This is a genomic window from Thermoanaerobacter sp. RKWS2 (assembly GCF_026240795.1).
GTDB classification, from domain to species: domain Bacteria; phylum Bacillota; class Thermoanaerobacteria; order Thermoanaerobacterales; family Thermoanaerobacteraceae; genus Thermoanaerobacter; species Thermoanaerobacter ethanolicus.
Map to the genome: position 1 here is coordinate 979,927 of NZ_CP110888.1, position 25,418 is coordinate 1,005,344.

The 25,418-nt window shown below is 34.5% G+C and carries 28 protein-coding genes and 2 pseudogenes; 28 read left to right on the forward strand and 2 right to left on the reverse strand.

What is annotated here, in order from left to right; all coding sequences use genetic code 11:
* Positions 1-6 precede the first annotated feature (6 nt).
* From OEI98_RS04875 to OEI98_RS05005, 27 genes and pseudogenes are all read left to right on the forward strand, one after another.
* Positions 7-360 (forward strand): DRTGG domain-containing protein, encoded by a 354-nt coding sequence (locus OEI98_RS04875; protein WP_003871508.1) that lies wholly within the window; start codon positions 7-9, stop codon positions 358-360.
* Positions 332-781, forward strand: coding sequence for an ATP-binding protein (locus OEI98_RS04880; protein WP_003871509.1), 450 nt, complete (start codon positions 332-334; stop codon positions 779-781). The genes OEI98_RS04875 and OEI98_RS04880 overlap by 29 nt, the downstream gene beginning before the upstream one ends.
* Positions 782-789: 8 nt before the next feature.
* Complete coding sequence (locus OEI98_RS04885; RefSeq protein WP_004401673.1) at positions 790-2,097, forward strand: [Fe-Fe] hydrogenase large subunit C-terminal domain-containing protein; 1,308 nt, start codon at positions 790-792, stop codon at positions 2,095-2,097.
* A 6-nt stretch (positions 2,098-2,103) separates the two neighbouring features.
* The gene (locus OEI98_RS04890) at positions 2,104-2,439 is read left to right on the forward strand and encodes a DRTGG domain-containing protein (protein ID WP_003870985.1); all 336 of its coding nucleotides are present in this window, start codon (positions 2,104-2,106) and stop codon (positions 2,437-2,439) included.
* Positions 2,436-3,140: a PHP domain-containing protein gene (locus OEI98_RS04895; protein WP_004401672.1), complete on the forward strand. Its 705-nt coding sequence runs from the start codon at positions 2,436-2,438 to the stop codon at positions 3,138-3,140. The genes OEI98_RS04890 and OEI98_RS04895 overlap by 4 nt, the downstream gene beginning before the upstream one ends.
* A 170-nt stretch (positions 3,141-3,310) precedes the next feature.
* On the forward strand, positions 3,311-3,793 hold the full coding sequence (locus tag OEI98_RS04900; RefSeq protein ID WP_003870983.1) for a complex I 24 kDa subunit family protein: 483 nt from the start codon (positions 3,311-3,313) through the stop codon (positions 3,791-3,793).
* Positions 3,794-3,806: 13 nt separating this feature from the next.
* Entirely contained in the window at positions 3,807-4,352 is a 546-nt protein-coding gene (locus OEI98_RS04905; RefSeq protein ID WP_004401671.1) for an ATP-binding protein, read from the forward strand.
* Positions 4,353-4,354: 2 nt separating this feature from the next.
* Entirely contained in the window at positions 4,355-4,720 is a 366-nt protein-coding gene (locus OEI98_RS04910) for a (2Fe-2S) ferredoxin domain-containing protein (RefSeq protein ID WP_003870981.1), read from the forward strand.
* A 15-nt stretch (positions 4,721-4,735) separates the two neighbouring features.
* Entirely contained in the window at positions 4,736-6,526 is a 1,791-nt protein-coding gene (gene nuoF / locus OEI98_RS04915) for an NADH-quinone oxidoreductase subunit NuoF (protein ID WP_266039932.1), read from the forward strand.
* A 20-nt stretch (positions 6,527-6,546) separates the two neighbouring features.
* A complete protein-coding gene (locus OEI98_RS04920) occupies positions 6,547-8,292 on the forward strand; it encodes an NADH-dependent [FeFe] hydrogenase, group A6 (protein WP_266039933.1) in 1,746 nt (581 codons plus the stop codon).
* A 149-nt stretch (positions 8,293-8,441) separates the two neighbouring features.
* The gene (locus tag OEI98_RS04925) at positions 8,442-8,690 is read left to right on the forward strand and encodes a DUF4321 domain-containing protein (RefSeq protein ID WP_003870978.1); all 249 of its coding nucleotides are present in this window, start codon (positions 8,442-8,444) and stop codon (positions 8,688-8,690) included.
* An 8-nt stretch (positions 8,691-8,698) separates the two neighbouring features.
* Positions 8,699-9,274 carry a nucleoside triphosphate pyrophosphatase gene (locus OEI98_RS04930; protein WP_266039934.1) on the forward strand — a complete coding sequence of 192 codons (576 nt, stop codon included), beginning with the start codon at positions 8,699-8,701 and terminating at the stop codon, positions 9,272-9,274.
* A gap of 35 nt (positions 9,275-9,309) precedes the next feature.
* On the forward strand, positions 9,310-9,990 hold the full coding sequence (gene radC, locus OEI98_RS04935) for a RadC family protein (protein ID WP_003870976.1): 681 nt from the start codon (positions 9,310-9,312) through the stop codon (positions 9,988-9,990).
* Positions 9,991-10,011: 21 nt separating this feature from the next.
* Positions 10,012-11,031 (forward strand): rod shape-determining protein, encoded by a 1,020-nt coding sequence (locus tag OEI98_RS04940; RefSeq protein ID WP_003870975.1) that lies wholly within the window; start codon positions 10,012-10,014, stop codon positions 11,029-11,031.
* A gap of 14 nt (positions 11,032-11,045) precedes the next feature.
* Positions 11,046-11,879, forward strand: a complete 834-nt coding sequence (gene mreC, locus OEI98_RS04945; protein WP_003870974.1) for a rod shape-determining protein MreC — start codon at positions 11,046-11,048, stop codon at positions 11,877-11,879.
* A gap of 6 nt (positions 11,880-11,885) precedes the next feature.
* Complete coding sequence (mreD, locus tag OEI98_RS04950; protein ID WP_266039938.1) at positions 11,886-12,404, forward strand: rod shape-determining protein MreD; 519 nt, start codon at positions 11,886-11,888, stop codon at positions 12,402-12,404.
* Positions 12,401-14,700 (forward strand): annotated as a pseudogene (locus OEI98_RS04955) (penicillin-binding protein 2). Before mreD ends, OEI98_RS04955 begins: the two are co-directional and overlap by 4 nt.
* Before the next feature lie 103 nt (positions 14,701-14,803).
* Positions 14,804-15,448, forward strand: coding sequence for a septum site-determining protein MinC (minC, locus tag OEI98_RS04960; protein ID WP_003870971.1), 645 nt, complete (start codon positions 14,804-14,806; stop codon positions 15,446-15,448).
* Between the two features lie 40 nt (positions 15,449-15,488).
* Positions 15,489-16,283, forward strand: coding sequence for a septum site-determining protein MinD (minD, locus tag OEI98_RS04965; RefSeq protein ID WP_003870970.1), 795 nt, complete (start codon positions 15,489-15,491; stop codon positions 16,281-16,283).
* A gap of 21 nt (positions 16,284-16,304) precedes the next feature.
* Positions 16,305-16,580, forward strand: a complete 276-nt coding sequence (minE, locus tag OEI98_RS04970) for a cell division topological specificity factor MinE (protein ID WP_003870969.1) — start codon at positions 16,305-16,307, stop codon at positions 16,578-16,580.
* An 87-nt stretch (positions 16,581-16,667) separates the two neighbouring features.
* Positions 16,668-17,765 (forward strand): rod shape-determining protein RodA, encoded by a 1,098-nt coding sequence (gene rodA, locus OEI98_RS04975; protein ID WP_266039945.1) that lies wholly within the window; start codon positions 16,668-16,670, stop codon positions 17,763-17,765.
* 11 nt (positions 17,766-17,776) lie between these two features.
* Positions 17,777-18,174 (forward strand): annotated as a pseudogene (mgsA, locus tag OEI98_RS04980) (methylglyoxal synthase).
* Between the two features lie 62 nt (positions 18,175-18,236).
* Complete coding sequence (locus tag OEI98_RS04985) at positions 18,237-18,986, forward strand: M23 family metallopeptidase (protein ID WP_003870966.1); 750 nt, start codon at positions 18,237-18,239, stop codon at positions 18,984-18,986.
* Positions 18,983-19,837 (forward strand): M50 family metallopeptidase, encoded by an 855-nt coding sequence (locus OEI98_RS04990; RefSeq protein WP_004401658.1) that lies wholly within the window; start codon positions 18,983-18,985, stop codon positions 19,835-19,837. The genes OEI98_RS04985 and OEI98_RS04990 overlap by 4 nt, the downstream gene beginning before the upstream one ends.
* 16 nt (positions 19,838-19,853) lie before the next feature.
* Positions 19,854-21,707 (forward strand): TIGR03960 family B12-binding radical SAM protein, encoded by a 1,854-nt coding sequence (locus tag OEI98_RS04995; protein WP_266039948.1) that lies wholly within the window; start codon positions 19,854-19,856, stop codon positions 21,705-21,707.
* Positions 21,688-22,341 carry a TIGR03936 family radical SAM-associated protein gene (locus OEI98_RS05000; RefSeq protein WP_003870963.1) on the forward strand — a complete coding sequence of 218 codons (654 nt, stop codon included), beginning with the start codon at positions 21,688-21,690 and terminating at the stop codon, positions 22,339-22,341. The genes OEI98_RS04995 and OEI98_RS05000 overlap by 20 nt, the downstream gene beginning before the upstream one ends.
* 7 nt (positions 22,342-22,348) lie before the next feature.
* Complete coding sequence (locus OEI98_RS05005) at positions 22,349-23,782, forward strand: Rne/Rng family ribonuclease (RefSeq protein ID WP_266039951.1); 1,434 nt, start codon at positions 22,349-22,351, stop codon at positions 23,780-23,782.
* Between the two features lie 50 nt (positions 23,783-23,832).
* On the opposite strand, the gene queF is transcribed toward OEI98_RS05005, so the two are convergent.
* The gene (gene queF, locus OEI98_RS05010) at positions 23,833-24,234 is read right to left on the reverse strand and encodes a preQ(1) synthase (protein WP_003871514.1); all 402 of its coding nucleotides are present in this window, start codon (positions 24,232-24,234) and stop codon (positions 23,833-23,835) included.
* Positions 24,224-24,691, reverse strand: a complete 468-nt coding sequence (locus tag OEI98_RS05015) for a QueT transporter family protein (protein ID WP_323053806.1) — start codon at positions 24,689-24,691, stop codon at positions 24,224-24,226. The genes queF and OEI98_RS05015 overlap by 11 nt, the downstream gene beginning before the upstream one ends.
* A gap of 276 nt (positions 24,692-24,967) precedes the next feature.
* On the opposite strand from OEI98_RS05015, the gene OEI98_RS05020 reads away from it, so the two are divergent.
* Entirely contained in the window at positions 24,968-25,339 is a 372-nt protein-coding gene (locus tag OEI98_RS05020) for a LapA family protein (protein WP_003871516.1), read from the forward strand.
* Positions 25,340-25,418 lie beyond the last annotated feature (79 nt).

Sequence of the window (25,418 nt, forward strand, 5' to 3'; positions counted from 1 at the left end):
TAAGGTATGAAATTAAAAGAGGTAAAAGAAATTTTAAATGCAGAAGTTATGGTAGGGGAAGAAAAATTAGAAGAAGAAGTGTTTACTGCCTGTGGAGCAGACTTGATGAGTGATGTTTTGGCCTCAAAGGACGAAAAGGCTGTGCTTTTGACAGGGCTTACTAATGTGCAGGTTATAAGAACTGCAGAAGTAGTGGGAGATATTAAATGTATAGTGTTTGTAAGAGGTAAGACTCCGGGAGAGGACATATTGGAACTTGCTAAAAAAGCAGGACTTGTGATAATGAAAACAAGACATCCTCTTTATATTGCCTGTGGCCTTTTGTATTCTAATGGCCTTACTTGTAGAAGTGGTGAATGAAATGGTACTTTATAGTTTAGATTTTGATGTTAAAGCGAGAGATTTTGATTCTGCAGGAGAGGTTTCCAGCAATTTGAGAGCAGTGTTAAAACAGCTTTCCTTAAATCCAGATGTTGTAAGGAGAAGTTGCATAGCTTGTTATGAAGCAGAGATGAATATAATAATTCATTCTTATGGAGGTCACATGAAAATAGAAATTTTTGGCGATAAAATACGCATAACTGCAGAAGACACAGGTCCTGGAATAGAAGACATTGAACTTGCCATGAAAGAAGGATATTCTACTGCTCCTGAAGAGATAAGGGAAATGGGATTTGGAGCCGGCATGGGGCTTCCTAATATGAAGGAAAATTCGGATTTCATGGAGATAAAAAGCAGTAAAGAGGGAACAACTGTGGTGATGGAAATTTTATTTAAGTAGGTGATAAAATGTCATATTTTCACTCTGTGACATTAGATAAGGATAGATGTAGAGGGTGTACTAATTGCATAAAAAGATGTCCTACAGAGGCAATAAGGGTAAGAGATGGGAAAGCAAGGATTATAAATGAAAGGTGCATAGATTGTGGTGAATGTATACGTGTGTGCCCATATCATGCTAAATTGGCGGTAACTGATAGTTTGGATATGATGAAAAATTTTAAGTACAAGATTGCACTTCCTGCTCCTTCTTTATATGGACAATTTAGGGATTTAACTATTAATCAAATATTGAGTGCTTTACTGGATATAGGATTTGATGAGGTTTTTGAAGTAGCATATGCTGCTGAAATTGTTTCTAAGTTTACGCGGGAAGCATTGGCAAAAGGGAATTTAAAAAAGCCAGTTATATCTTCTGCTTGTCCTGCTGTTGTGCGACTTGTACAAATCAAATTTCCTTCTTTGATTGATAATTTATTGGATATATGTTCTCCTATGGATACTGCGGCAATATTAGCGAAAAAGGAGGCAATTAAAAAGACGGGACTAAAGGAAGAGGAAATAGGAGTTTTTTTCATTTCCCCTTGTGCTGCAAAAGTGACAAGTGGGAAAAATCCTATTGGTATAGAAAAATCCAAAATTGATGGGGTTTTTTCTATGAAAGAAATATATGGCCTAATCATTGAAAAAGCTAAGACTACTGTTGTCAGAGATTTAAGCAAAGCTTCTATGATAGGTGTTGGATGGGCAAACTCTGGTGGAGAAGCATTTGGTACCTTTACAGAAAATAGTATTTATGTAGACGGGATACACAATGTTGTAGATGTTCTAGAAGAGATTGAATTAGGAAAATTGAACGATTTAGACTTTTTTGAAGGGCTTGCATGTATCGGTGGGTGTATTGGTGGACCTTTGACTGTTGAAAATAATTTTGTGGCCAAAAACAGAATAAGAAAACTGACGGAAAAACTTCCCAAAAGAGAAGAGCCTATGTTTGATGAGAAAGATATTGATTTTGAAGAGGTGAAATGGAAAAAGAAAATAGAAAAAAGTGAAGTTATGAAGTTGGACAAAGACATTTCTAAGGCGCTCGAAATGATGAAACAAATAGACACACAATACAAAGCCTTACCAGGACTTGACTGTGGTTCTTGTGGTTCACCTACTTGTAGGGCATTGGCAGAAGATATAGTGAAAGGTTATGCTACGGAATATGATTGCATTTTTATATTAAAAGACAAAATAAAAAATTTGTCTCAAGAATTAAATGAACTTGCAGGTAAAATTCCTCCAGTTTTAAGTGAGGGAAAGGAGTGAAATGTTATGAGGATAAAAGTAGCTGATCTTGTCAATAGAGGATTTAAATTAGTTGCAGGGGGCAACGGAATTGACAAAGAAATTGAGGGGGTGTATATATGCGACCTTTTAAGTTGGGTTATGGCCCATGCAAAAGCAAAGAGCGCCTGGATAACAATTCAAACTCATGTAAATATCGTAGCAGTAGCTTTGTTGGCCGAAATAAGTTGTATAATAATTCCTGAAGATGCGAAATTAGATGAAGAAGCTAAGAAAAAGGCTGATGAAGAAGGCATCCCTATATTAAGTTTTACAGGGACTTCTTATGAAGCGGCAATAACTTTGTACGAGATGATGAAATGATGCTTTATTATGATTTGCACATTCATACGGCTTTATCCCCTTGCGCTTCTGATGATATGACTCCTAACAATATTGTCAATATGGCTTCTATAAAAGGACTTGATGTAATAGCTATAACAGACCACAACAGCGCAAAAAATGTGAAAGCTGTGTATAATCTTGGATTAAAAAAAGGCTTGATAGTAGTGCCTGGTATAGAGGTACAGACAAGAGAAGAGGTTCACATACTTTGTTATTTTTATTCAGTAGATGAATGCGCAAAATTTAGCGAAATTATTAACGAAAATTTGATAAAAATTAAAAATGAAAAAACAATCTTTGGGAATCAATTTGTAATGGATGAAGAAGATAATGTTATAGAAGAAATAGATTACTCATTGTTAATTTCGTCAAATTTGAGCATTAATGAAATTTTTGAATACATGGAGGGCAAGGGGGTAGCAGTCCCTGCCCATGTAGATCGGCCTTCCTATAGCATTGTATCAAATCTTGGATTTATTCCTAATATTAAAAACTTAACAACAATTGAGATATCAAAAGGTATTGCGACAGAAAACTTTTTACACTCATATCCTGAATATGGAAAATATAAAATTATAAGGTCTTCGGATGCTCATTATTTAGGAGATATTTCTGAAAGAGAAGAATTCCTACCATGCGAGTTTGGATTAAAAAGCATTGTAGATTGGCTTTATGGCTAATATTTTTTGTAATCCTACTAAATTAGTTGGGATTATCAGAAAATAAAAATTTTTTTATAAAAACTTGTTAAAAATTTAATAAAGTTATGATATAATATTAACAAATAGTGAACAAAAAGTTTACAAAAGATATGGGATATGAAATTTTTAATTCACAAGGAGGGAAATAAATGGAGACCTTATACCAAAAATTCGGTAAAGAGAAAGTAGAGAGGTTTAAAAAGGCTTTAGAGGAATTAAAAAATATCCCTGGCTCTTTGATTGCAATTATGAATGAGGCTCAAGAAATTTTTGGATATCTTCCTATTGAAGTTCAACTTTATATTTCAAAAGAAATGAATGTGCCTTTGACAGAAATATTCGGAATAGCTACTTTTTATTCAAGGTTTACCTTAAAGCCTTCGGGTAAATACAAGATCAATTTGTGTATGGGAACAGCTTGTTATGTAAGAGGAGCTGCAATGGTATTGGGAAAAATAAAAGAGAAATTGGGAATTCAAGTAGGCGAAACAACTCCAGACGGGAAATTTTCTTTAGAACCTACTAGGTGTCTTGGAGCTTGCGGATTGGCTCCTGTTATGATGATAAATGGTGAAGTTTTTGGAAGATTAACTCCTGATGATGTGGATGAAATATTAAGTAAATTTGAGTAAGAGTTTGATTGTTATGAAAGAATTAGCTCTTTATATATTAGATTTGTCACAAAATAGCATAAGAGCAGGAGCAAAAAATATTTATATTGAAATAAATATAGATACTTCAAAAGATATGCTTAAAGTATCTATAGAAGATGATGGATGTGGAATGAATGAAAAATTTCTAAAAAAAGTCACAGACCCTTTTATAACCACAAGAAAGGAAAGAAAAGTAGGACTTGGAATTCCGCTCTTTAAGGAGCTTGCCCAGCTGTGTGAAGGAAACTTTGAGATTTTTTCTGAAGAAGGGAAAGGAACCAAAATAATAGGTACTTTTAAGCTTTCAAGTATAGACCTTGTTCCAATAGGAGATATGGCTTCAACAATTGTATCTTTGATATTATCTGCACCAGAGGTCGACATTGTGTATAAATACAGCAAAGATGGCTATGAGTTTTTGTTTGATACTAAAGAACTCAGAAAAGTGCTAAAAGAAGTCAGTTTAAATGATATTAAGGTATTAAATTGGATAAAGGAATATGTAAAAGAGAATATGAAAGGTGATATGGAGGTGTAATAATGAAATCTATAGAAGAATTAGAAAAAATCAGGAAAGAGACATTGGAAAAAATCAATTTGAGAAAAGATAGGTCAGGCATAAGGATTGCCGTTGGAATGGCTACTTGTGGTATTGCGGCAGGAGCAAGGCCTGTCATGATGGCGATATTAGATGAGCTCAGTAAAAGGAATGTGACTGATGTAATTGTCACAGAGACTGGTTGTATAGGTATGTGTAAACTAGAACCTATTGTAGATGTTTATGTTCCAGGACAAGAAAAAGTAACCTACGTAAAGGTTGATGAGAAAAAGGCAAGACAAATAGTTGTTGAACATGTTATAAATGGTCATCCAATCAGAGAATGGACTATTGAAAATTACGAATAGAGGAGGGGAAATAGCATGCTTTATAGGTCCCACGTAATGGTATGTGGTGGTACCGGATGTACATCTTCAGATTCTGATAAAGTAGCAGAGCGTTTTACAGAGGAAATAAAAAAGGCTGGTCTAGATAAAGAAGTATTAGTTGTTAGGACGGGATGCTTTGGTCTTTGCGAATTGGGACCAGTTGTTGTAGTGTATCCTGAAGGAGTTTTTTATAGCAGAGTTAAACCTGACTATGTTCCTGAAATTGTAGAGGAGCACTTGCTAAAAGGAAGACCTGTTAAGAAATATCTCTATGGAGAAAGCGTAACGGAAAAAGCTATAAAGCCATTGGAAGAGACTCCTTTCTTTAGAAAGCAAAAGAGAATTGCTCTTAGAAATTGTGGTATTATCAACCCTGAAGATATAAGAGAAGCAATTGCTTTTGATGGATATAGGGCTTTAGCAAAGGTTCTTACTCAAATGACTCCAAAAGAGGTTATCGAAGAAGTCAAAAAATCCGGATTAAGAGGTAGAGGTGGCGGTGGATTCCCAACAGGTGTAAAATGGGAATTTGCTTACAACCAGAAAGAAACTCCTAAATATGTAGTCTGCAACGCCGATGAAGGTGACCCTGGTGCTTTTATGGATAGAAGCATATTGGAAGGAGACCCTCATAGTGTTTTAGAGGCTATGGCAATAGCAGGATATGCAATTGGAGCAAACCATGGATATATTTATGTAAGGGCAGAATATCCTTTGGCAGTAAAAAGGCTTAAAATTGCTATTGAGCAGGCTAGAGAATATGGTCTTTTAGGAAAAAACATATTTGGGACAGGTTTTGATTTTGACATTGAGATAAGATTAGGAGCAGGTGCTTTTGTCTGTGGAGAAGAGACTGCACTTTTAAATTCAGTAATGGGAAGAAGAGGAGAACCAAGACCAAGACCGCCATTCCCTGCTGTAAAAGGTGTGTGGGATAAACCAACGATTATAAATAACGTAGAGACATTTGCTAATATTCCACCGATTATCTTAAATGGTGCTGAATGGTTTTCAAGCATTGGTACAGAAAAATCGAAGGGAACAAAAGTTTTTGCCTTAACTGGTAAAGTAAACAACACAGGTCTTATTGAAGTTCCAATGGGAACTACTTTAAGAGAAATTATATACGAAATAGGTGGAGGAATACCCAATGGGAAAAAATTTAAAGCTGCTCAAACAGGAGGACCTTCCGGCGGATGTATTCCTGCAGAGCATTTAGATACACCAATCGATTATGATTCTTTAATAAATGTAGGTTCTATGATGGGTTCAGGTGGGCTTGTTGTAATGGACGAATACACCTGTATGGTTAATGTTGCGAAATTCTTCCTTGAGTTTACAGTTGATGAGTCTTGCGGGAAATGTGCGCCTTGTAGGATTGGTACAAGAAGGATGCTGGAGATTTTAGAAAAGATAACTTCTGGTAAAGGTGAGGAAGGAGACATTGAAAAATTAGAAGAACTTGCTAAAACTATTAAAGCTACAGCTTTATGTGGACTTGGACAGACAGCGCCAAACCCAGTTTTATCTACAATTAGATATTTCAGGGATGAATACGAGGCCCATATAAAGGAAAAAAGATGCCCAGCTGGTGTATGTCAAGCATTGTTGAGATTCTATATAGATCCAGATAAATGTAAAGCTTGTGGAATTTGCGCTAAGAATTGTCCTGTCAATGCGATTTCCGGAAAACCAAAGGTACCTTATGTAATTGACCAAGACAAATGTATCAAGTGTGGTACCTGTATTGAAAAATGTCCATTTGGCGCAATATACAAAAAATAATTGAGGAAGGAGTGTAAAAGATGGACAAAGTTCGTGTTACGATAGACGGCATCACTGTAGAAGTTCCCTCCCATTACACGGTATTGGAAGCAGCAAAAGAAGCAGGCATAGATATTCCTACACTGTGTTACCTCAAGGAAATTAACCAAATTGGCGCTTGTCGTATATGTGTAGTTGAAATAGAAGGAGTTAGAAATTTACAAACCTCCTGCACTTATCCGGTATTTGATGGTATGAAAGTGTATACAAATACACCTAAAGTTAGAGAAGCGCGGAAATTAAATCTTGAGCTTATACTTTCAAATCATGATAGAAGTTGTTTGACTTGTATTAGAAATACTAACTGTGAGCTTCAATCATTGTCTAAAAAATTAGGAGTAGATGAAATAAGGTTTGAAGGAGAAAATATAAAGTATTCTATAGATGATGCTTCTCCTTCTGTTGTAAGGGACCCAAATAAGTGTGTGCTTTGTAGAAGATGCGTGGCAGTATGCTCACAAGTTCAAAATGTATTTGCTATTGGAATGGTAAATAGAGGATTTAAAACAATGGTAGCACCTTCTTTTGGCAGAAGTTTAAAAGATTCTCCTTGCATAAGTTGTGGCCAGTGTATCCAAGTGTGTCCTGTAGGAGCTATATATGAAAAAGACCATACAAGAAGAGTTTACGAGGCTTTAGCAGATGAGAAAAAATATGTGGTAGCTCAAACAGCCCCAGCTGTAAGAGTAGCATTAGGTGAAGAGTTTGGTATGCCTATAGGAAGTATTGTTACAGGAAAAATGGTAGCAGCTTTGAGAAGAATGGGTTTTGATGCGGTATTTGATACGGATTTTGCAGCAGATTTGACTATAATGGAGGAAGGTTCGGAACTTCTTGAAAGGCTTAAAAATGGCGGAAAACTTCCTATGATAACTTCCTGCAGCCCTGGTTGGATAGCTTTTTGTGAAAAATATTATCCAGAATTTATAGACAATCTTTCAACTTGTAAGTCTCCTCACATGATGATGGGGGCATTGGTAAAGAGTTATTATGCAGAAAAGAAAGGGCTTAATCCTGAGGATATATATGTAGTATCTATTATGCCATGTACAGCTAAAAAATTGGAGATTGAAAGACCAGAAATGCAGCATAATGGCATAAAAGACGTGGACGCTGTTCTTACGACAAGAGAATTAGCGAGAATGATAAAAGAAATGGGCATTGACTTTGTAAATCTTAAAGATGAAGAATACGACGAACCTCTTGGAATGTCTACTGGTGCAGGAGTGATATTCGGAGCTACAGGTGGAGTTATGGAGGCAGCCTTAAGAACAGTTGCAGATATTGTAGAAAGGAAAGACTTAGACAAATTTGATTATGAAGAAGTTAGAGGTTTAGAAGGTGTAAGAGAGGCTACTATAAGAATAGATGGTATGGACATAAAAGTTGCCATAGCAAATGGAACAGGAAATGCGAAAAAACTTCTTGACAAAGTAAAAGCTGGCGAGGTAGAGTATCACTTCATAGAGGTAATGGGCTGCCCAGGAGGATGTATAATGGGAGGCGGTCAGCCGATCCACAATCCCAATGAAATGGAAAAAGTAAAAGAATTAAGAGCGAAGGCTATTTACGAAGCAGATAAAAACTTGCCTATCAGAAAATCTCACAAAAATCCTGCAATACAAAAACTTTATGAAGAATTTTTGGGCAGTCCTTTAAGCGAAAAGTCTCATCACTTGCTCCACACTCATTATTCCAAGAAGGAATTGTATCCTTTGGTAAAATAAATTTAATTAATAGTAAAGCTTCCAATACTTTATTGGGAGCTTTACCATTTTTTTATTTTAAAGTTAGTTATAGAAATGTATATAATTTGTGATATAATAAAAAAGAATGGTAGTTTATGAGGACAATACAACTTAAGGAGTGAAAGAAATTGAGAAGAGGCAAAAGTCCTTGGACATTGGTATTTTTAATTGTCGTAGGACTAATTTTAGGAGGTTTTTTAGGGGACCTATTGGCACATTTTTTTAAAGAATTAGCTTATCAACAAATAATAGGTATGAGCAATCCTCTTACTTTGGATCTGAATTTTATTAAATTTTCCTTTCTATTATCTGTTAAGATAAACATAGGGACTGTAGTAGGATTAATTCTTGCAATATACGCTTATTACAAAATGTAGGTGATAAAATGAAAATTGTCCTCGCTTCTAAATCGCCAAGAAGAAGAGAGTTACTTTCAAATTTAGGACTCGACTTTGAAGTGATCGAAAGTAATGTAGAGGAGTTTTCAAATGAAAAGCATCCTTCAAGATATGTTATGGATTTATCTTTTAATAAAGCCATGTTGGTTGCTAAAAAATTAAAGGAAGAAGCTATAGTAATTGGTGCTGATACTATTGTAGTAATTGGAGATAAAGTTTTAGGAAAACCAAAGGATAGAGATGAAGCCTATATTATGCTTAAAAGCTTACAAGGAAGAGTTCATACAGTATATACAGGAATTACTATTGTTAGGACTGAAGATTTTAAATATGTAAGTGATTTTGAAGAGACAAAAGTTTGGATTAAAAAATTACAAGATGAGGAAATATTTAATTATATAGATACTGGCGAATGTTATGATAAAGCGGGAGCATATGCTATACAAGGATTTGGTGCTCTTATTGTTGAAAAGATTGTAGGAGATTATTTTAATGTGGTAGGTCTTCCAATTTCAAAACTTTTTGATATTTTAAAAAGAGAGTTTGATGTGAGGTTACTTTGAAAGGGTGAAAAGTATTGGGCAAGGATGCGAAAATCATGATAAAAGACTTGCCTTATGAGGAAAGACCCAGAGAAAGACTTATAAAACATGGAGCTCAAGTATTGTCAAATGCCGAATTGATAGCTATAATAATAGGGACAGGAAGTAAAAGAGAAAGTGCGATTACTTTAGCGCAAAGGCTTATAATGGAAGATAGAGGGCTTAAATTCATTGTAGATTCAAGCGTAGAAAAGCTTGCCAGCATAAAAGGAATTGGTGTAGCTAAGGCAGTAAAGCTAAAAGCTGCAGTAGAATTAGGACGCAGAATGATGTTATCTACGGGAAGTGATAGTTTCACAATAACATCGCCAGAAGATGTCATAAATTTGATGATGGATGAAATGAGGTATTTGACGAAAGAGCATTTTAAAGTGATAATGCTTAATGTAAAGAATAAAGTTATTGCAATAGAGACTATATCTATAGGTAGTTTAAATACTTCCATTGTGCATCCAAGAGAAGTATTTAAGGCTGCAATTGAAAGGTCATCTTCCTCTATAATTTTAGTTCACAATCACCCCAGTGGAGACCCTACTCCTAGCAGAGAAGATATAGAAGTGACAAAAAGGCTGGTAGAAGGGGGAAATATACTGGGTATAAAAGTTTTAGATCATGTTATAATTGGGGATGGGAGAGGTATAAGTCTTAAAGAAAAGGGGTATTATGAGTTTGAATAAAATAGGAAGGAGTATACACAGATGAGAGGATTTTCCAGAGATATTGGAATTGATTTAGGTACTGCCACAACTTTGGTATATGTACAAGGTAAGGGAATTGTTTTAAGAGAGCCATCCGTTGTGGCGATGAGGACAGATTCGAAGACAATTCTTGCAGTTGGAGAAGAAGCAAAAAAGATGGTAGGTAGAACTCCTGGAAACATAATCGCTATAAGGCCTATGAGAGATGGTGTAATAGCTGATTTTGATATAACTAAGGCTATGTTGGATCACTTTATAAGTAAAGTTAATCCAAGAAAAGGATTATTTAGGCCTAGAGTTATAGTTGGTATACCTTCAGGGGTTACGGAAGTAGAGAAAAGAGCAGTTATTGAAGCAGCTTTACAAGCAGGGGCGAAAGAAGCTCATACAGTAGAAGAGCCTATGGCTGCAGCAATTGGTGCAGGCCTTCCTGTTGAAGAACCAACTGGCAGTATGGTTGTAGACATAGGCGGTGGTACTACAGATGTGGCTGTAATTTCTCTTGGAGGAATTGTTACCAGCAAGTCTTTGAGAGTTGGCGGAGATGAAATGGATGAAGCCATAATCAATTATATAAAGAGAGAATATAACCTCATGATAGGAGAAAGGACTGCAGAAGAGATAAAGATACAAATTGGTTCAGCTTTTCCAAAGGATAAAGAAGAAACTATGGATATAAGGGGAAGGGATTTAGTGTCTGGGCTTCCAAAAACTTTAAAGATTACTTCAACTGAGATTTTGGAAGCTTTAAAAGATCCAATATCTAGTATAATTGAAGCTATAAAGATGACTCTTGAAAAGACTCCACCAGAGCTTGCAGCAGACATCATGGACAGAGGAATTATGTTAACAGGCGGTGGTGCTCTTTTGAGCGGCATAGACAAGCTCATAAGAGAGGAAACAGGAATGCCTGTACAAATAGCTGATCAGCCAACGGATTGTGTGGCACTTGGAGCAGGGAAAATTTTAGAGGAAAGTTCCCTCTTTAGGAGAGTTTTAAGTCCGGCAAGTAGAGCTTGAGAGGTGTTATTGGCGTGCCACGCTTTTTTAGAAATAATAAGCAATTTATTTTGTTTTTTTTGATAGCCGTGGCGCTTATTGCCGCCATGGCTTATACTTATGATACCGAAAGGTATGTTACTAAAGTGGAATCTATAGTTGGAACTGTTTTTACTCCCATTCAAAAAGTTTTCTATCAAATGGGAGAGGGGATTTCTAATTTGTTTTCTTCAATTAGTGAGATAGGTACTTTAAGGGCAACAAATGAAAAACTTCAAAAAGAAGTAGAAAAACTGAGAAAAGAAAATATTCAGTTACAGGAATTAATGAACGAAAATAAAAGGCTTAAAGAAGCTTTAAATTTTAAAACAGAAAATGTTGAACTAGATTTAAAACTTGCTACTATAACAGGAAAGAATTCAGGAAATTGGTTTAATACTTTTACTATTGATAAAGGCAAAAATGAGGGTATACAACCTGGCATGGCAGTTTTAGACGAGAGAGGCAATATGGTGGGACAGATTACTGAAGTAGGAGACAATTGGGCGAAGGTATTAGCCATTATAGATAGAGATAGTTCTGTAAGCGCTGTAGATGTACGAACTCGTGATAATGGTGTGGTAAGAGGAGATTCAAACGGTGGACTTATCATGATATATCTTCCCTTAGATGCCGAATTGATAGAAGGTGATGTAGTAACTACTTCTGGTATGAGTAGATTCCCAAAAGGTTTGATAATAGGAAAAGTATCAAAAGTTACTCGAGACCCAGGTTCTTTGCTAAAACAAGCCGTCATAAAACCAGCCGCTGATTTTGAAAGATTGGAGTATGTTTTTGTAGTTACTAATACAACAAATACAGGGAAGTAGAGTATTATGAGAAAAGTATACAAATATCTATTGATTGTTTTGTTAATTGTTTTACAAACAACTTTATTCAGATTTATAGATATCTTTGGCGTCAAACCAGATGCAGCTTTTATTGTAGTACTAAGTTTTTCGCTTTTAAATGGCTCTTGGGAAGCAATTTATTTAAGTCTTTTTGCCGGGCTTATTCAAGACATTCTTTTTAATAATGCTCTAGGGGTTACTACTTTTTCTTTGCTCATTGTCAGCTACATTACAGGGCTTTTAAGCAAAAGTGTTTTTAAAGAAAGTTCTTTTGTGGCTTTTGTGTTTGTCTTTTTAGGAACCCTTCTTTATAACCTTATAACGATGTTTTCAATGGTTTTGATGAAGTATGAGTTTAATTTCTTATCAGATTTTATGAATGTTGCGATGATACAGGCGGTTTATAATTCTGTAATTACTGCTTTTGCCTATAGATATTTAGTTTCCTTTAACAGATATGTTAATGAAAATAAAGTAAATTTTTTTAGGAAAGGCAAATTTTGAAGGTGATATCCTTGAATGAGAGCCTTAAAAAAAGTTTTATACTTTTGGAGCTATTATCCTTGCCATTCTTGTCGTTTTAGTTTCCCGCTTAATTTATTTACAACTGATAAAAGGCGACTATTATAGAGAAATATCAATGCGGCAAGCAATTAGACTTATACCTATTGATGCTCCTCGTGGGGAAATTGTTGATAGATATGGAGTAAAGTTAGCCACAAATAGACCAAGCTTTTCTGTAGATATTATAAAAGGAGAAGTAGTTGATAGTCACCTTAACGAGACTATATTAAAATTAATGGATATTTTGACAAAGAATAATGTAAAATATAAAGATGATTTGCCTATCTATTTAGATGAAAATGGAAATCCTTATTTCAATTTTAAAAATTCAGATGAAGTATCAGTAAAAGAAGAAACTTTAAAAACTCGAGAAAAAGCCTGGAAAAAAGCTAATAACATAAATGAAAATGCTACTGCTAAAGAGGCATGGGATATTTTGATAAAAAAATTTAAAATACCTAAGGATATGGATCCAATAGAAGCGAGAAAAATAATGGTTGTGCGTCAATTAATGGAAGAACAAGGCTATAATCAATATCAGCCAGTAGAAATAGCTGTGGATGTCGATCAAAAAACAGTTGCCGAGATTGAGGAAAAACATTTAGAATTGCCAGGAATTATGATAAATGTAAAACCTGTTAGATATTATCCTTATGAAACACTATTATCCCAAACTTTAGGATATATTGGTCGAATTACTCAAGAAGATTTAAAAAACTTGGATATGAGTAAATACAAGCTTACAGATTTGGTTGGGCATTCTGGACTTGAAGCATTGTATGAAAAGTATTTAAGAGGAAAAGATGGTGGACAACAAGTAGTAGTAGATAATTATGGAAGATTAATAAAGAATTTAGGGACAGAACCTCCTGTACCAGGTGATACTATATTTTTAACCATTGACAAAAATATTCAAGAGGCGGCAGAACAATCTCTTATCACAACTATGCAAAATATAAGAGAGGGGAAATATGGCGAGTCTTTTCCTGCTAATATTGGAGCAGCAGTGGTTGTAGATGTAAACACAGGAAAAGTTTTAGCATTAGCCAGTATCCCTGGTTATGATCCAAACATTTTTGCTACTGGCAATCCCCCTAAAGATGTAGTAAATGAACTTTTTAAATCAAGAGATGCTACAGCTGATCCAAGTCCTATTTTCAATTATGCAACTCAAGGAGCAGTACCTCCAGGATCTACCTTCAAGATGGCTGTTGCATTCGCAGCTTTAGACACTGGTGTCACAACAGTTGATGAAAAATATTTAGACCCAGGAATATATCCTTATACAGGACAGCGTAACTGGCTATGGCCACGGACACAAGGTTGGGTGAATGTTTCTGATGCAATTAAATATTCTACTGATACCTATTTTTATGAAATGGGAAGAAGAATGGGAATAGATAAAATAGTCGAATATGCCAAGAAATTTGGTTTAGACCAAAAAACAGGAATAGAGCTGTATGAAGCAAAAGGTGTTATTGCAAGTCCACAATATAAAAGAGAATATTATCTTGGGTTGATAAAATCAATGGTGAAAACAGATACAAATCCAGATGGAGTTATAACGGAAGAACAGTATCAAAAAATTGTAGAAATCATTGATAAAGGGAATTTGAGTGACTATAATACCTTTTTACAATTAGAAAAGATGGGTATAAAAGATACAAAGCTTCAAAGAAAGTTATGGGAAATGATGTATTATGCAAAACATTGGAGCTTGACAGATACTTGTAGTGCAGCAATAGGACAAGGAGATAATCAGTTTACTCCTTTAGAAATTGCTAGTTATGTGTCTACATTAATAAATGGAGGAATTAGATATAAACTTCATTTAGTTGATAAAATTGTGTCCCCAGATGGAAAAATTGTTGAGGAAACAAAGCCAGAAGTTTTAGATAGAATTCATATTCCCAAGAAATACCTCGATGCTATAAAGTTAGGTATGAAAGGAGTAACTGAAAGAGGAGGTACTGCAAGCGGTGCTTTTCGCAATTTTCCTATTCCTGTAGGGGGCAAGACAGGTACTGCAGAAGTAGTTGGAAGGGCTAATTATGCTTGGTTTGTTGGCTTTGCTCCTTATGATGATCCTCAAATAGTTGTAGTTGCGGTTATATACCAAGGAGGACATGGTTCTTACGCAGGTTATGTAGCGAGGGATATTTTTGATGCTTATTTTGGATTGAGTAAGAATAATACAGGTGAAACCTTCAATGTGATAAATTTGCCTATAAGATGATTTGTGGGTGAGGATATTTTATCCTCTTTTTTTCTTTAACAAGAAGGAAAATTACGATTTGTGGAGAATATAGATAATAACGAGTGTTTTACGGAGGTAGATTATGATAAAAGAAGCAATAAAAATTCAAGGGACAAAAGAAGGGCTGGTAATTGTATTAGAAGAGGATGTAGATATTGAAATACTAAAAGAGAAAATAGTGAATAGAATTGAGAAATCTCTTAAATTTTTTGAGGGTGCAACTCTTACTGTGAGAGTAAAAAGTTTAAACGTCAAAGAAGAGAAATTACAAGAATTAAAAGACTTTATTTTTGATAAATACGGCATTGAGGTGCGGGTAAAAAATTTTCAAGAAAAACATATAAAAAATGTGACAGATGACGAAATATTTAATGGGTTAGAAGAGGGGATAACAAAATTTCATAAAGGTACTGTTAGGTCAGGACAGGTTGTGAAATACCATGGTAATCTTGTAATAATTGGGGATGTGAATCCTGGAGGATTAGTACAAGCTGCCGGTAATATAGTTGTTATGGGGACGTTGAGGGGAATAGCTCATGCGGGATTTACTGGCAATAAGGAGGCTGTAATTGTAGCTTCTTCCTTAAGAGCAATGCAGCTTAGAATAGCTAATGTTATCTCCAGGGCTCCAGATAAAGATGATGCCAGTGATTATCCCGAAATTGCAGTTGTTAAAAAAGGTAAAATTATTGTAAAACCTCTTTACCATCTCAATGATTTATGGTAAAATATTCTAAAAAATAATATTAATGGAATGGAGTGGTACGATGAGCGAAGCAATAGTTATAACTTCTGGAAAAGGTGGAGTTGGGAAAACTACTTCTACTGCAAATATTGGTACATACCTTGCTATGAAAGGTTATAAAGTTGCTTTAGTCGATACTGATATAGGTTTAAGAAATCTTGATGTAGTGATGGGATTGGAAAATAGAATTGTGTATGATATTGTTGATGTAGTAGAGGGGCAGTGCAGATTAAAGCAAGCTTTGATAAAGGACAAAAGGTTTGATGGGCTATATCTTTTACCTGCCGCTCAAACAAGAGATAAATCTGCTGTTACTCCAGAGCAAATGCAAAAATTAATAGGAGATTTGAAAGAGGAATTTGACTATATATTAGTAGATTGTCCTGCAGGTATTGAACAAGGATTTAGAAATGCAATTGCAGGTGCTGATAGAGCAATTGTCATAACTACTCCAGAAGTTTCAGCGGTTAGAGATGCTGATAGGATTATAGGACTTTTAGAGGCTGCGGAACTTCACAATCCTAAGTTAGTTATAAACAGGATTAAGATGGATATGGTCAAAAGAGGAGATATGATGGATATTGAAGATATTATAGATATTTTAGCTATTGACCTTTTAGGTGTCATTCCTGATGATGAAAATATAATTATTTCTTCCAATAAAGGTGAACCGATTGTTATGGATGAGAGGTCATTAGCAGGACAAGCCTATAGAAATTTGGTGGAAAGACTTTTAGGGAATAATGTGCCTTTAATTAACCTTGATATAGGAAATGGATTTATGGATAGACTCAAAAAGCTTTTTAAGCTGGCTTAGCGCTTTTAGGAGGTGTGATTTGTGGATTTATTTAAATCTTTTGGAGGAAAAAACAACAGTAAAGATATAGCAAAAGAAAGGTTACAACTTTTATTGGTCCATGATAGGGCGGACGTTTCTCCTAAATTTTTGGAAATGATAAAAGAAGACATATTAAACGTTATTTCTAATTACGTGGATATTGATGAAGCAGGACTAAATGTAGAAATTACAAAAGAAAAAAGAAGTGATAATACCTATATGCCTGCTCTTCATGCGAATATTCCTATAAAGAAAATGAAACAGGTGATAAGATAACTGGCCGTAGGCCAGTTTTTTTATATAGTGAAAATCTCTTTTATATGGTATAATACAAGTTGGATTGCTGAAAAAGAGGGGATTAAAGTGTTTGATAAAAAACTTTTAAAAAACTTTGACTGGGGACTTTTGATTGTTGTGCTTTTAATCTCTATATATAGCGTTATTGTAGTGACAAGTGCTTCTCATGCAATTCAGACGGGTTCCTACAAAAAAGTTATTGTTCAGTCTGCGGCAATTTTAATAGGACTTATTTCTATCGCTCTAATATGTCTTTTTGATTATAATATTCTTGCTAAGTTTTCTACTTTTATATATATTCTCAACCTTTTTGGTCTTGTACTAGTTTTAGCAACAGGAAAGGTAAGTAACGGTGCACAAAGCTGGATAAGTTTAGGACCTGTGGATCTTCAGCCTTCCGAATTTTCTAAGTTGGCATTAGTGCTAACTTTGGCGAATATGTTTAGCAAGGCGGAAGAAATAAAGACCTTTAAAGAACTTTTGTGGCCAATGGTTTATGTAGGGATTCCTTTTGTTGCGGTGATGTTGCAGCCGGATTTAGGGACAGGGCTTGTATTTATTGCAATTTTTTTAGCGATAGTATATATCTCGGGGATAAGAACAAAGGTATTGACACAGCTTTTTGCCTTAGGAATTGCCCTGCTGCCTATTGGATACAAACTATTAAAACCTTACCAGAGAAATAGACTTTTATCCTTTTTAAATCCGGAACTGGACCCAATGGGAACAGGTTATCATGTGATTCAGTCTAAAATTGCTATCGGTTCAGGAATGTTTTGGGGGAAGGGGCTTTTTCACGGCAGCCAAACTCAGCTCTATTATCTTCCCGAAGCATGGACAGACTTTATTTTTTCTGTTGTAGGGGAAGAATTAGGGTTTATAGGGGCATCTATACTGATAGTTCTCTATGCCATTATGCTGTATAAAGCTTGGAAGATTGCTTATAATGCTAAGGATAAATATGGAATGCTCGTGGCCGTAGGAATTATTGCTATGTTTACATTTCATATCTTTGAAAATATAGGGATGACTATTGGGATAATGCCAATCACAGGTATTCCTCTTCCATTTATGAGCTATGGGGGAAGTGCAATGGTAGCAGACATGATGGCAATAGGGCTTTTAGAAAATATAAGCATGAGAAGGCAAAAGATAAACTTTTAGGGGGAATTTCTATGAATATAGCTTTGATAGCCCATGACCAAAAAAAGAACTTATGGTGAATTTCGCAATTGCCTATAAGCATATCTTTGAAAAATGCAATATATACGCAACAGGCCATACAGGACAACTTATCAAGGAGGCGACAGGTCTAAATGTAAATTGCCTTTTACCCGGCCCTCTTGGTGGAGACCAACAGATTGGTGCAATGATTGCTGAAAATAAGATTGATATGGTGATTTTTTTAAGAGACCCACTTACGGCTCAACCCCATGAACCAGATATTTTGGCTTTGCTTAGAGTTTGTGATGTGCATTCTATTCCATTGGCGACTAATATTGCTACTGCAGAAGTTTTATTGAAGGGAATGGAGCAAGGACTTTTAGAGTGGAGAGAAATAGCAGATAAATAAAATAATTTATCATAATAATGCCTCCTTCAAAATAAAATGTAACATAGAAGGAGGCATATATCATGAAATACCAACGAATTCCTTATTATTCTCCCAAAAAATTTAGCACTTACAAAAAGTATGCAGAGCTATTTGAAAATCAATTAATTATTTCATTAGTTTTATTAGGAATGATTTTGCTTTTTAAAGCAGTTGACGTGCCTATAGCTAACTCTTTTATAAATGCTACTAAAAGTGCGCTAAGTTATGATATGAATTACGAAAACACAAAGAAAGGGTTAAAATTAGTTCAAAGTAAGATTCCTTGGCTTAAAGAAAGTGTGATAAAAGTTTTTTCTCCCACTGAAGAAAAAACTTCAGAAAATAAAACTTCTTCTGATGTTTCTCAGGCTTCTATCAAAATGATTGCACCTGTTACTGGAAAGGTAACCTCTGGCTTTGGAATGAGGGTTGATCCTATTACAAACCAATTGACAAATCACACTGGTATTGATATAGATGCTCCTATTGGAACAGAAGTGAAGGCAGCATTAGATGGGGTAGTAATGTTAGTGGAGGAGCAAAACCAGGATTTTGGAAAAGTCATAGTTTTAAGGCATGCTAATGATGTAAGGACCGTCTATGCTCATTTATCAGAAATTTTAGTGAAAGAAAAAGACCAAGTAAAACAAGGGGATATAATTGGGAAGACAGGCGATACTGGGAAAGTCACTGCTCCTCACTTGCATTTTGAAGTTTGGGAAAATGGCAAGCCAGTAGACCCCTTGACAAAGGTTGTTATAGGGGATGCTGCCAGTGAAGGCGCAAAATGAAATTTAGAGGGATTGAAGTAAAAATACATTTTTCTACTTTTGCATTTGCATTACTTTTAATTGCAACGGGATTTATAAAAGAATTAATTGCTATTTTTGCTACAGTTTTCGTTCACGAATGTGGACACATTTATATTGCCAAGAAACTAAAAGTAGAGGTGCTACAAGTCAATATCTATCCTTTTGGAGGAATTGCTCTTTTGGACAGCATAGTGTTTATAAGACCAGACTTAGAAGTGTTAGTTGCACTGGCAGGACCTATGTCCAATATTTTTTTTGCTTTTTTTGGAGAATTCATTTCACAAGTTTTACAAATAGACATGGATTATTTTATAAAAGCTAGTATTGCAATGGCTTTTTTTAATCTACTGCCAGGGCTTCCTTTGGATGGAGGACGGGTTTTAAAAAGTGTTTTGTCATATTTTATTAGCCTAAGAAGTGCTATTGCGACTGCTGTTTTTTCTTCCTATGCTATTTCTCTCGTTATGTTATATCTTCTTCTAAAAGGCATATTCAATTGGAAGCTAAATGTTGTTTATGCTTTTTTATCGGTGTTATTAGTAGTCGCGGCAAATAAAGAGAAAAAGGCATCAGCTTTTTTGCAAATGAGAGATCTTTTTAGGAAAAAAGCAGAGTTCTACAAAAAAGGATTGATGGGGGTACATCATATAGCAGTATTAGAAAAGGAGACAATTGCAAATGTTATAAAAAGTTTTATACCTGCTAAATACCATGTTATAATAATATTAGACGACAAATTTAGGGAAAAATATAGAATAACCGAGACTCAGCTTTTTGAATATGCGGTAGAACATGGATTGTATTTACCAATTGGTGAGATTATAAAATGACTATGGAGGAAGGAAGATGAATAACTTAAAGGATAAAATAGATGCTTTGCTTATGAAAGTAAGCAAACCTACAAGATACACAGGAGGAGAATTAAATTCTTCTATAAAAAATCCGGAGGAAGTCAAAGTAAGGTTTGCTTTTGCTTTTCCGGATGTATATGAAGTGGGAATGTCTCATTTGGGGCTTAGAATTTTATACCATCTTTTAAACAAAAGAGAAGACGTATATTGTGAAAGGGTTTTTGCGCCATGGTTGGATATGGAAAAACTCATGAGGGAAAATGACATTCCTCTTTTTAGTTTAGAGACAAAAACCCCATTAGATAAATTTGACTTTATAGGTTTTACTCTCCAGTATGAGTTAAGTTATACAAATGTAATAAATATGCTTAACTTAGCGGGTATTCCTATCCTATCAAGAGATAGGAAAGGGTTACCTTTTGTCATTGCTGGTGGACCCTGTGCTTATAACCCTGCTCCTTTATCTGACGTTATTGACTTTTTTGTAATGGGAGAAGGAGAAGAGGTCATAAATGAAATTATTGACGCTTATATAGATTGGAAGAAAAGAGGAGGAGAAAGAGAAGAATTTTTACAAATTGTTTCTCAAATCAAAGGAGTATATGTTCCTAAGTACTATATGGAAGTATACAATCAAGATGGAACAATAAAAGAGATAAGGCCTATTAAAAAAGGAGTGCCTGAAAAGGTAAAGAAAAGAATAGTTAAAGATTTTGAAAATGTGTATCATCCTGAGGAGCAAATTGTTCCTTTTATGGACATAGTTCACGATAGAATAATGTTAGAAATTTTTAGAGGATGTACTCGTGGTTGTAGATTTTGTCAAGCTGGCATGATATATAGGCCAGTGAGGGAAAAATCAAAGGAAAAAATTTTAGATTTAGCGGACAAGCTTATAAAATCTACAGGGTATGAGGAAATATCTTTAACTTCTTTAAGTACTTGTGATTATTCTCAAATTGAAGACTTAGTCAAAAAACTGATTGATAAATATATGGATAAAGGAGTTGGAGTTTCTATACCCTCTACACGAGTAGACGCTGTATCTATAAATTTGTTAAAAGAAATACAAAAAGTTAGAAAAACAGGTCTTACTTTAGCACCAGAAGCTGGTACACAAAGACTTAGAGACGTAATTAATAAAGGGATTACAGAGGAAGATATTTTAGAGGCGACAAAAGAGGCTTTTTCTGCAGGATGGACAAATGTCAAACTTTATTTTATGATTGGTCTTCCTACAGAGATGATGGAGGATGTAGAGGGAATAGTGGATTTGGCTTATAAAATAGTGGATAATTACAAAGAAGTAAAAGGGAATGTGAAGAATTTAAAAGTCACTATAAGCACTTCTACTTTTGTGCCTAAACCTTTTACACCTTTTCAGTGGACAGCTCAAGACAGCATTAAAGATATAATGGAAAAGCAAGACTTGCTAAAAAAGAAACTTAAGAGTAAAGTGTTAAAGTACAATTGGCACAATCCTTATATGAGTTTTTTAGAGGCTGTTATTTCAAGAGGAGATAGAAAAGTAGGAAAAGCTATAATAAAAGCCTGGGAAAAAGGATGCAAATTTGACGGATGGGAAGAATATCTTAATTATGACAAATGGGAAGAGGCTTTTAAGGAGGTAGGTGTAAATCCTCACTTTTATGCCAATAGAGAAAGAAGTTTAGAAGAAGTATTTCCATGGGATGTAATAGACGTTGGGGTGGATAAAAGATATTTGATTAGAGAATATAAAAAATCTCAAGAAGGAAGAATTACACCTGACTGCAGGCTCTATTGTACAGGTTGTGGAGTAAAGGACTTTGATGAGGGGGTAGTATGTTTTGAAGCGTCTAAGAAATAAATATACAAAAGATGAAAGAGTCAAATTTATTTCCCATTTAGACCTTTTGCGAGTATTTCAAAGGGCTTTGAGAAGAGCCGATATAAAAGTGGCTTTTTCACAAGGATTTAATCCCCATCCCAAAATTTCTTTTGGGCCTGCACTTGTGGTGGGAGCAACGACAGAAGGAGATTATATGGATATAGATGTGGAAGAAGATATTTCTCCTGAAGAATTCAGAAAAAAGATGAACAAAGTGTTACCACCTGGTATTGAAATTGTGGAAAGTTATGAGGTAGAATTAAATGATGCGCTTTCTACAAAAATAAAAGGAGCAGAGTATATTTTGCAAGTCAATGTTAAAAAAAGTATTAAAGATATTCAAAATAAAATAGAAGAATTTATGAAAAGAGATATAATTGAGATAGAAAAAGAGAGTAAAAGTGGCAGAAAAATGGTAAATATAAGACCTTATGTTTTGGAATTAAAGGTAATTGAAGAGGCAGAAGATTATTTTAAATTTTATATAAAATTAAAATTAGGAGAGGGAGCTCCTAATCCATTGCATTTATTAAAAGCTTTGAATGATTACATTGGAGACTTGTTTGATATGGACTTTTATAAACTTCACAGAAAAAATATGATTTTAGAATAAGTACGGGGTGAAAATTTTGAAAAGACTTATATTGGACATTGATGAAAATTTGAGTCAAATTGCTTTATTAGAAAATGGGAAGCTAAAGGAGTACCATCCAGAGAAAAGAGATGGAAAAAATATTTTGGGAAATATTTATAAAGGTAAGATTCAAAATGTTTTAAAAGGTATGCAGGCGGCCTTTGTAGATATTGGAATTGGTAAGAACGCTTTTTTATTTTCTGACGATGTGCTTTTTCAACAAGAAAATTTACCCAAAAGCATTACACAAGTTTTAAAACCAGGCCAACCAATAATGGTTCAAGTATCAAAAGAAGCAGTAGGCATGAAAAATCCCAGAGTGACCGCTAATATTTCTTTGCCGGGGAAATATGTCGTTTTAATGCCTAATGTCGACTACGTCGGAATTTCCCATAGGATTGAGGAAGAAGGGGAAAGGAAAAGGCTTCAGGAAATTGTGAAAGAATTAAAACCTGATGGTATGGGGATAATTGTCAGAACAGCTGCATTAGAGGCGACAGAACAGCAAATGCGGGAGGATTTAGACGAATTAATTCGCTTGTATGAGAAAATACAAAAAGATTTTCAAAATGCTCCCCTTCCTTCTTTGATATACAAAGAAGAGGATTTTGCAATTAAGTATTTGAGGGATTTGCTTTCTGATGAGGTAGATGAAATTGTGGTAAACGACAAAGAAGAGTATGAGAACATAAAAAGATATTTAAAAAATGTAGGAAAGGAAAATATTTCAGTTACTTATGAAGAAGGAGACTTAATGGGGATTTATGGAGCAGATTTTCAAGTTGAGAAATTGTTAGAAAAAAAGGTATGGTTAAAAAGTGGAGGTTTTGTAATAATAGACCAAACAGAAGCTCTTACTGTAATTGATGTAAACACAGGAAAGTACGTAGGAAAATCTTCTTTAGAGGAGACAATATACAAGACCAATCTTGAAGCAGCAGAAGAAATTGCCCTGCAGCTTAAGTTAAGAGATATTGGTGGAATAATTATTATTGACTTTATAGACATGAAAAATGAAAATTTTAGAAAGGATTTGCTGGAGTTTTTCAAAAAAGAACTCCAAAAAGACAGGACAAAATGCAGTGTATTAGGGTATACTCAATTAGGGCTTGTTGAGATGACAAGAAAAAGAGTGAGGTCGCAAGTAGGCTCATACCTTAAAGAAAAATGCCCTATATGTGAAGGGGAAGGGATGGTTTATTCAACTGAGTACATCTACAAAAGATTAAGGAATAATATAGAGAGAGTGTTGCGACATATAAAAGTGCGAAAAATCTACATAAAAGGGAATGATAAAGTTGTTAAAATCGTGGCAGAAAAGGAAATTGTAAAATTTTACAAAGAGAAATTTAATGTAGATCTCGAAGTTGTTGTTGACAATAACAAAAAATATGGCCATTTTGAGATAGAATTTGAATAAAGAATCAATATGAAAAAGCTGCCCAAGGAAATTTTTGGGCAGCTTTATATCTACTTTTCTTTTTCATATTTTGCCACAATTCTCGTGGCTATTCCACCTCTTTCTTGAAACTCACCTATTACTTCCATAAATTTTGGCTGTAGAAGTTCAACTAAGTCATCTAAAATTCTATTTATAGCATGTTCTTGCAGTATACCTACATTTCTATAGGAGGTGAGATAATACTTTAAAGATTTAAGTTCTACTAATTTTTTAGAAGGTATATATCTTATAGTAAGTTTTGCATTGTCAGGTAATCCTGTCCAAGGGCAAACAGAAGAAAATTCATTAGTGATATATTCCACAATAGTATTTTTTTCAGGGTATTCATATTCAATCGATTCTAAAACTTCTTTGTCAATCTTTTCATAACCGTAAGTGTCAAATCTTCTCTCTTTATATTTATCTGTCAAATTTCACAACTCCTTTCTTTTCAATTGTAAAAAGCAAAAAATATCCCGTTACCAAAAGTACAGTTTCAGCCAATCCTACGCTTAAGAAAGTTGGAATAAATGGTATATTGGCAGAGATATTTAAAGTGATTCCAACAGATGCTGCAATCCAAAGAGCTACGAATACAACACCTACCAATTTGTGAGTAGCTCTTCCAATGTAGTATCCAATTGTACAACCGATTAAGTTTGAAAGAGGCATAAAAATTAGCTCCATTGTGCCAGCAAATGGGCTAAACAAATTTGCAAAAAAATTTCCTATCATCATGGAAATGGCATATTTTTTATTGAATACTACAATGGATTTTGTAATTTCCCCTACGCGAAACTGAAGGGGTAAAAATGAAATAGAAGAAAATATAACTGTGAGTACAAAATAAATTGCCGCGACCAGAGCAATTTCTGCTAGATCTTTTATTCTTTTTTGGACACAAAATTACCTCCTTTGTTTTGTTAACTGGGGTTACTGCGACCCAGGTGAGCATTTTGCTCACTGTAATCAATTTTAACACAACTACTGGAGTAGTTTCAACATAAAAACTTTTTCTATCAATTAAATGATAAAAGTAAACAATGATGTTTTTGTCATTATCGAAAAATTTATAATTTTTATTGACAATAATAATTTGTATAATTTATCATAAAGGTAGAAAGGTGTTAATGAGTGTTACTGAAGATGGGGGAGGTGAATTTTGTGAAGGGGCAATATTATACAATATTAGCTTTGATATTCGCAATTATAGTAGCGATTTTTGCTATTTCTAATGCTGGACCTGTGGATATAAGTTTTTTGTATTGGCATTATTCAATTTCTCAAGCTTTAGTAATTTTATTGTCAGCAGCTATTGGAGCTATAATTGTGGGGACAATAGGTTTGTTTGGACAAATTCGCTATAGCGTAACGATAAGAGGACTTAACAATAGGATAAAAGAATTGGAAAAAGAAAAGGAAGAATTGAATCAAAAGGTTATAGAATTGCAAAACTATAAATTAGCGGAAGAAAAAACGAAGGAACAAAGCGATGGCAAGGAAGAGGAGGAAGAAAAAGGAACACAAACTCTTTAGTCGATTTTTAATTGACAAGTGATATTTTATTATGTTAAAATATCACTTGCGGCCGCTCGGGACGGGTTTTTAAATTTTT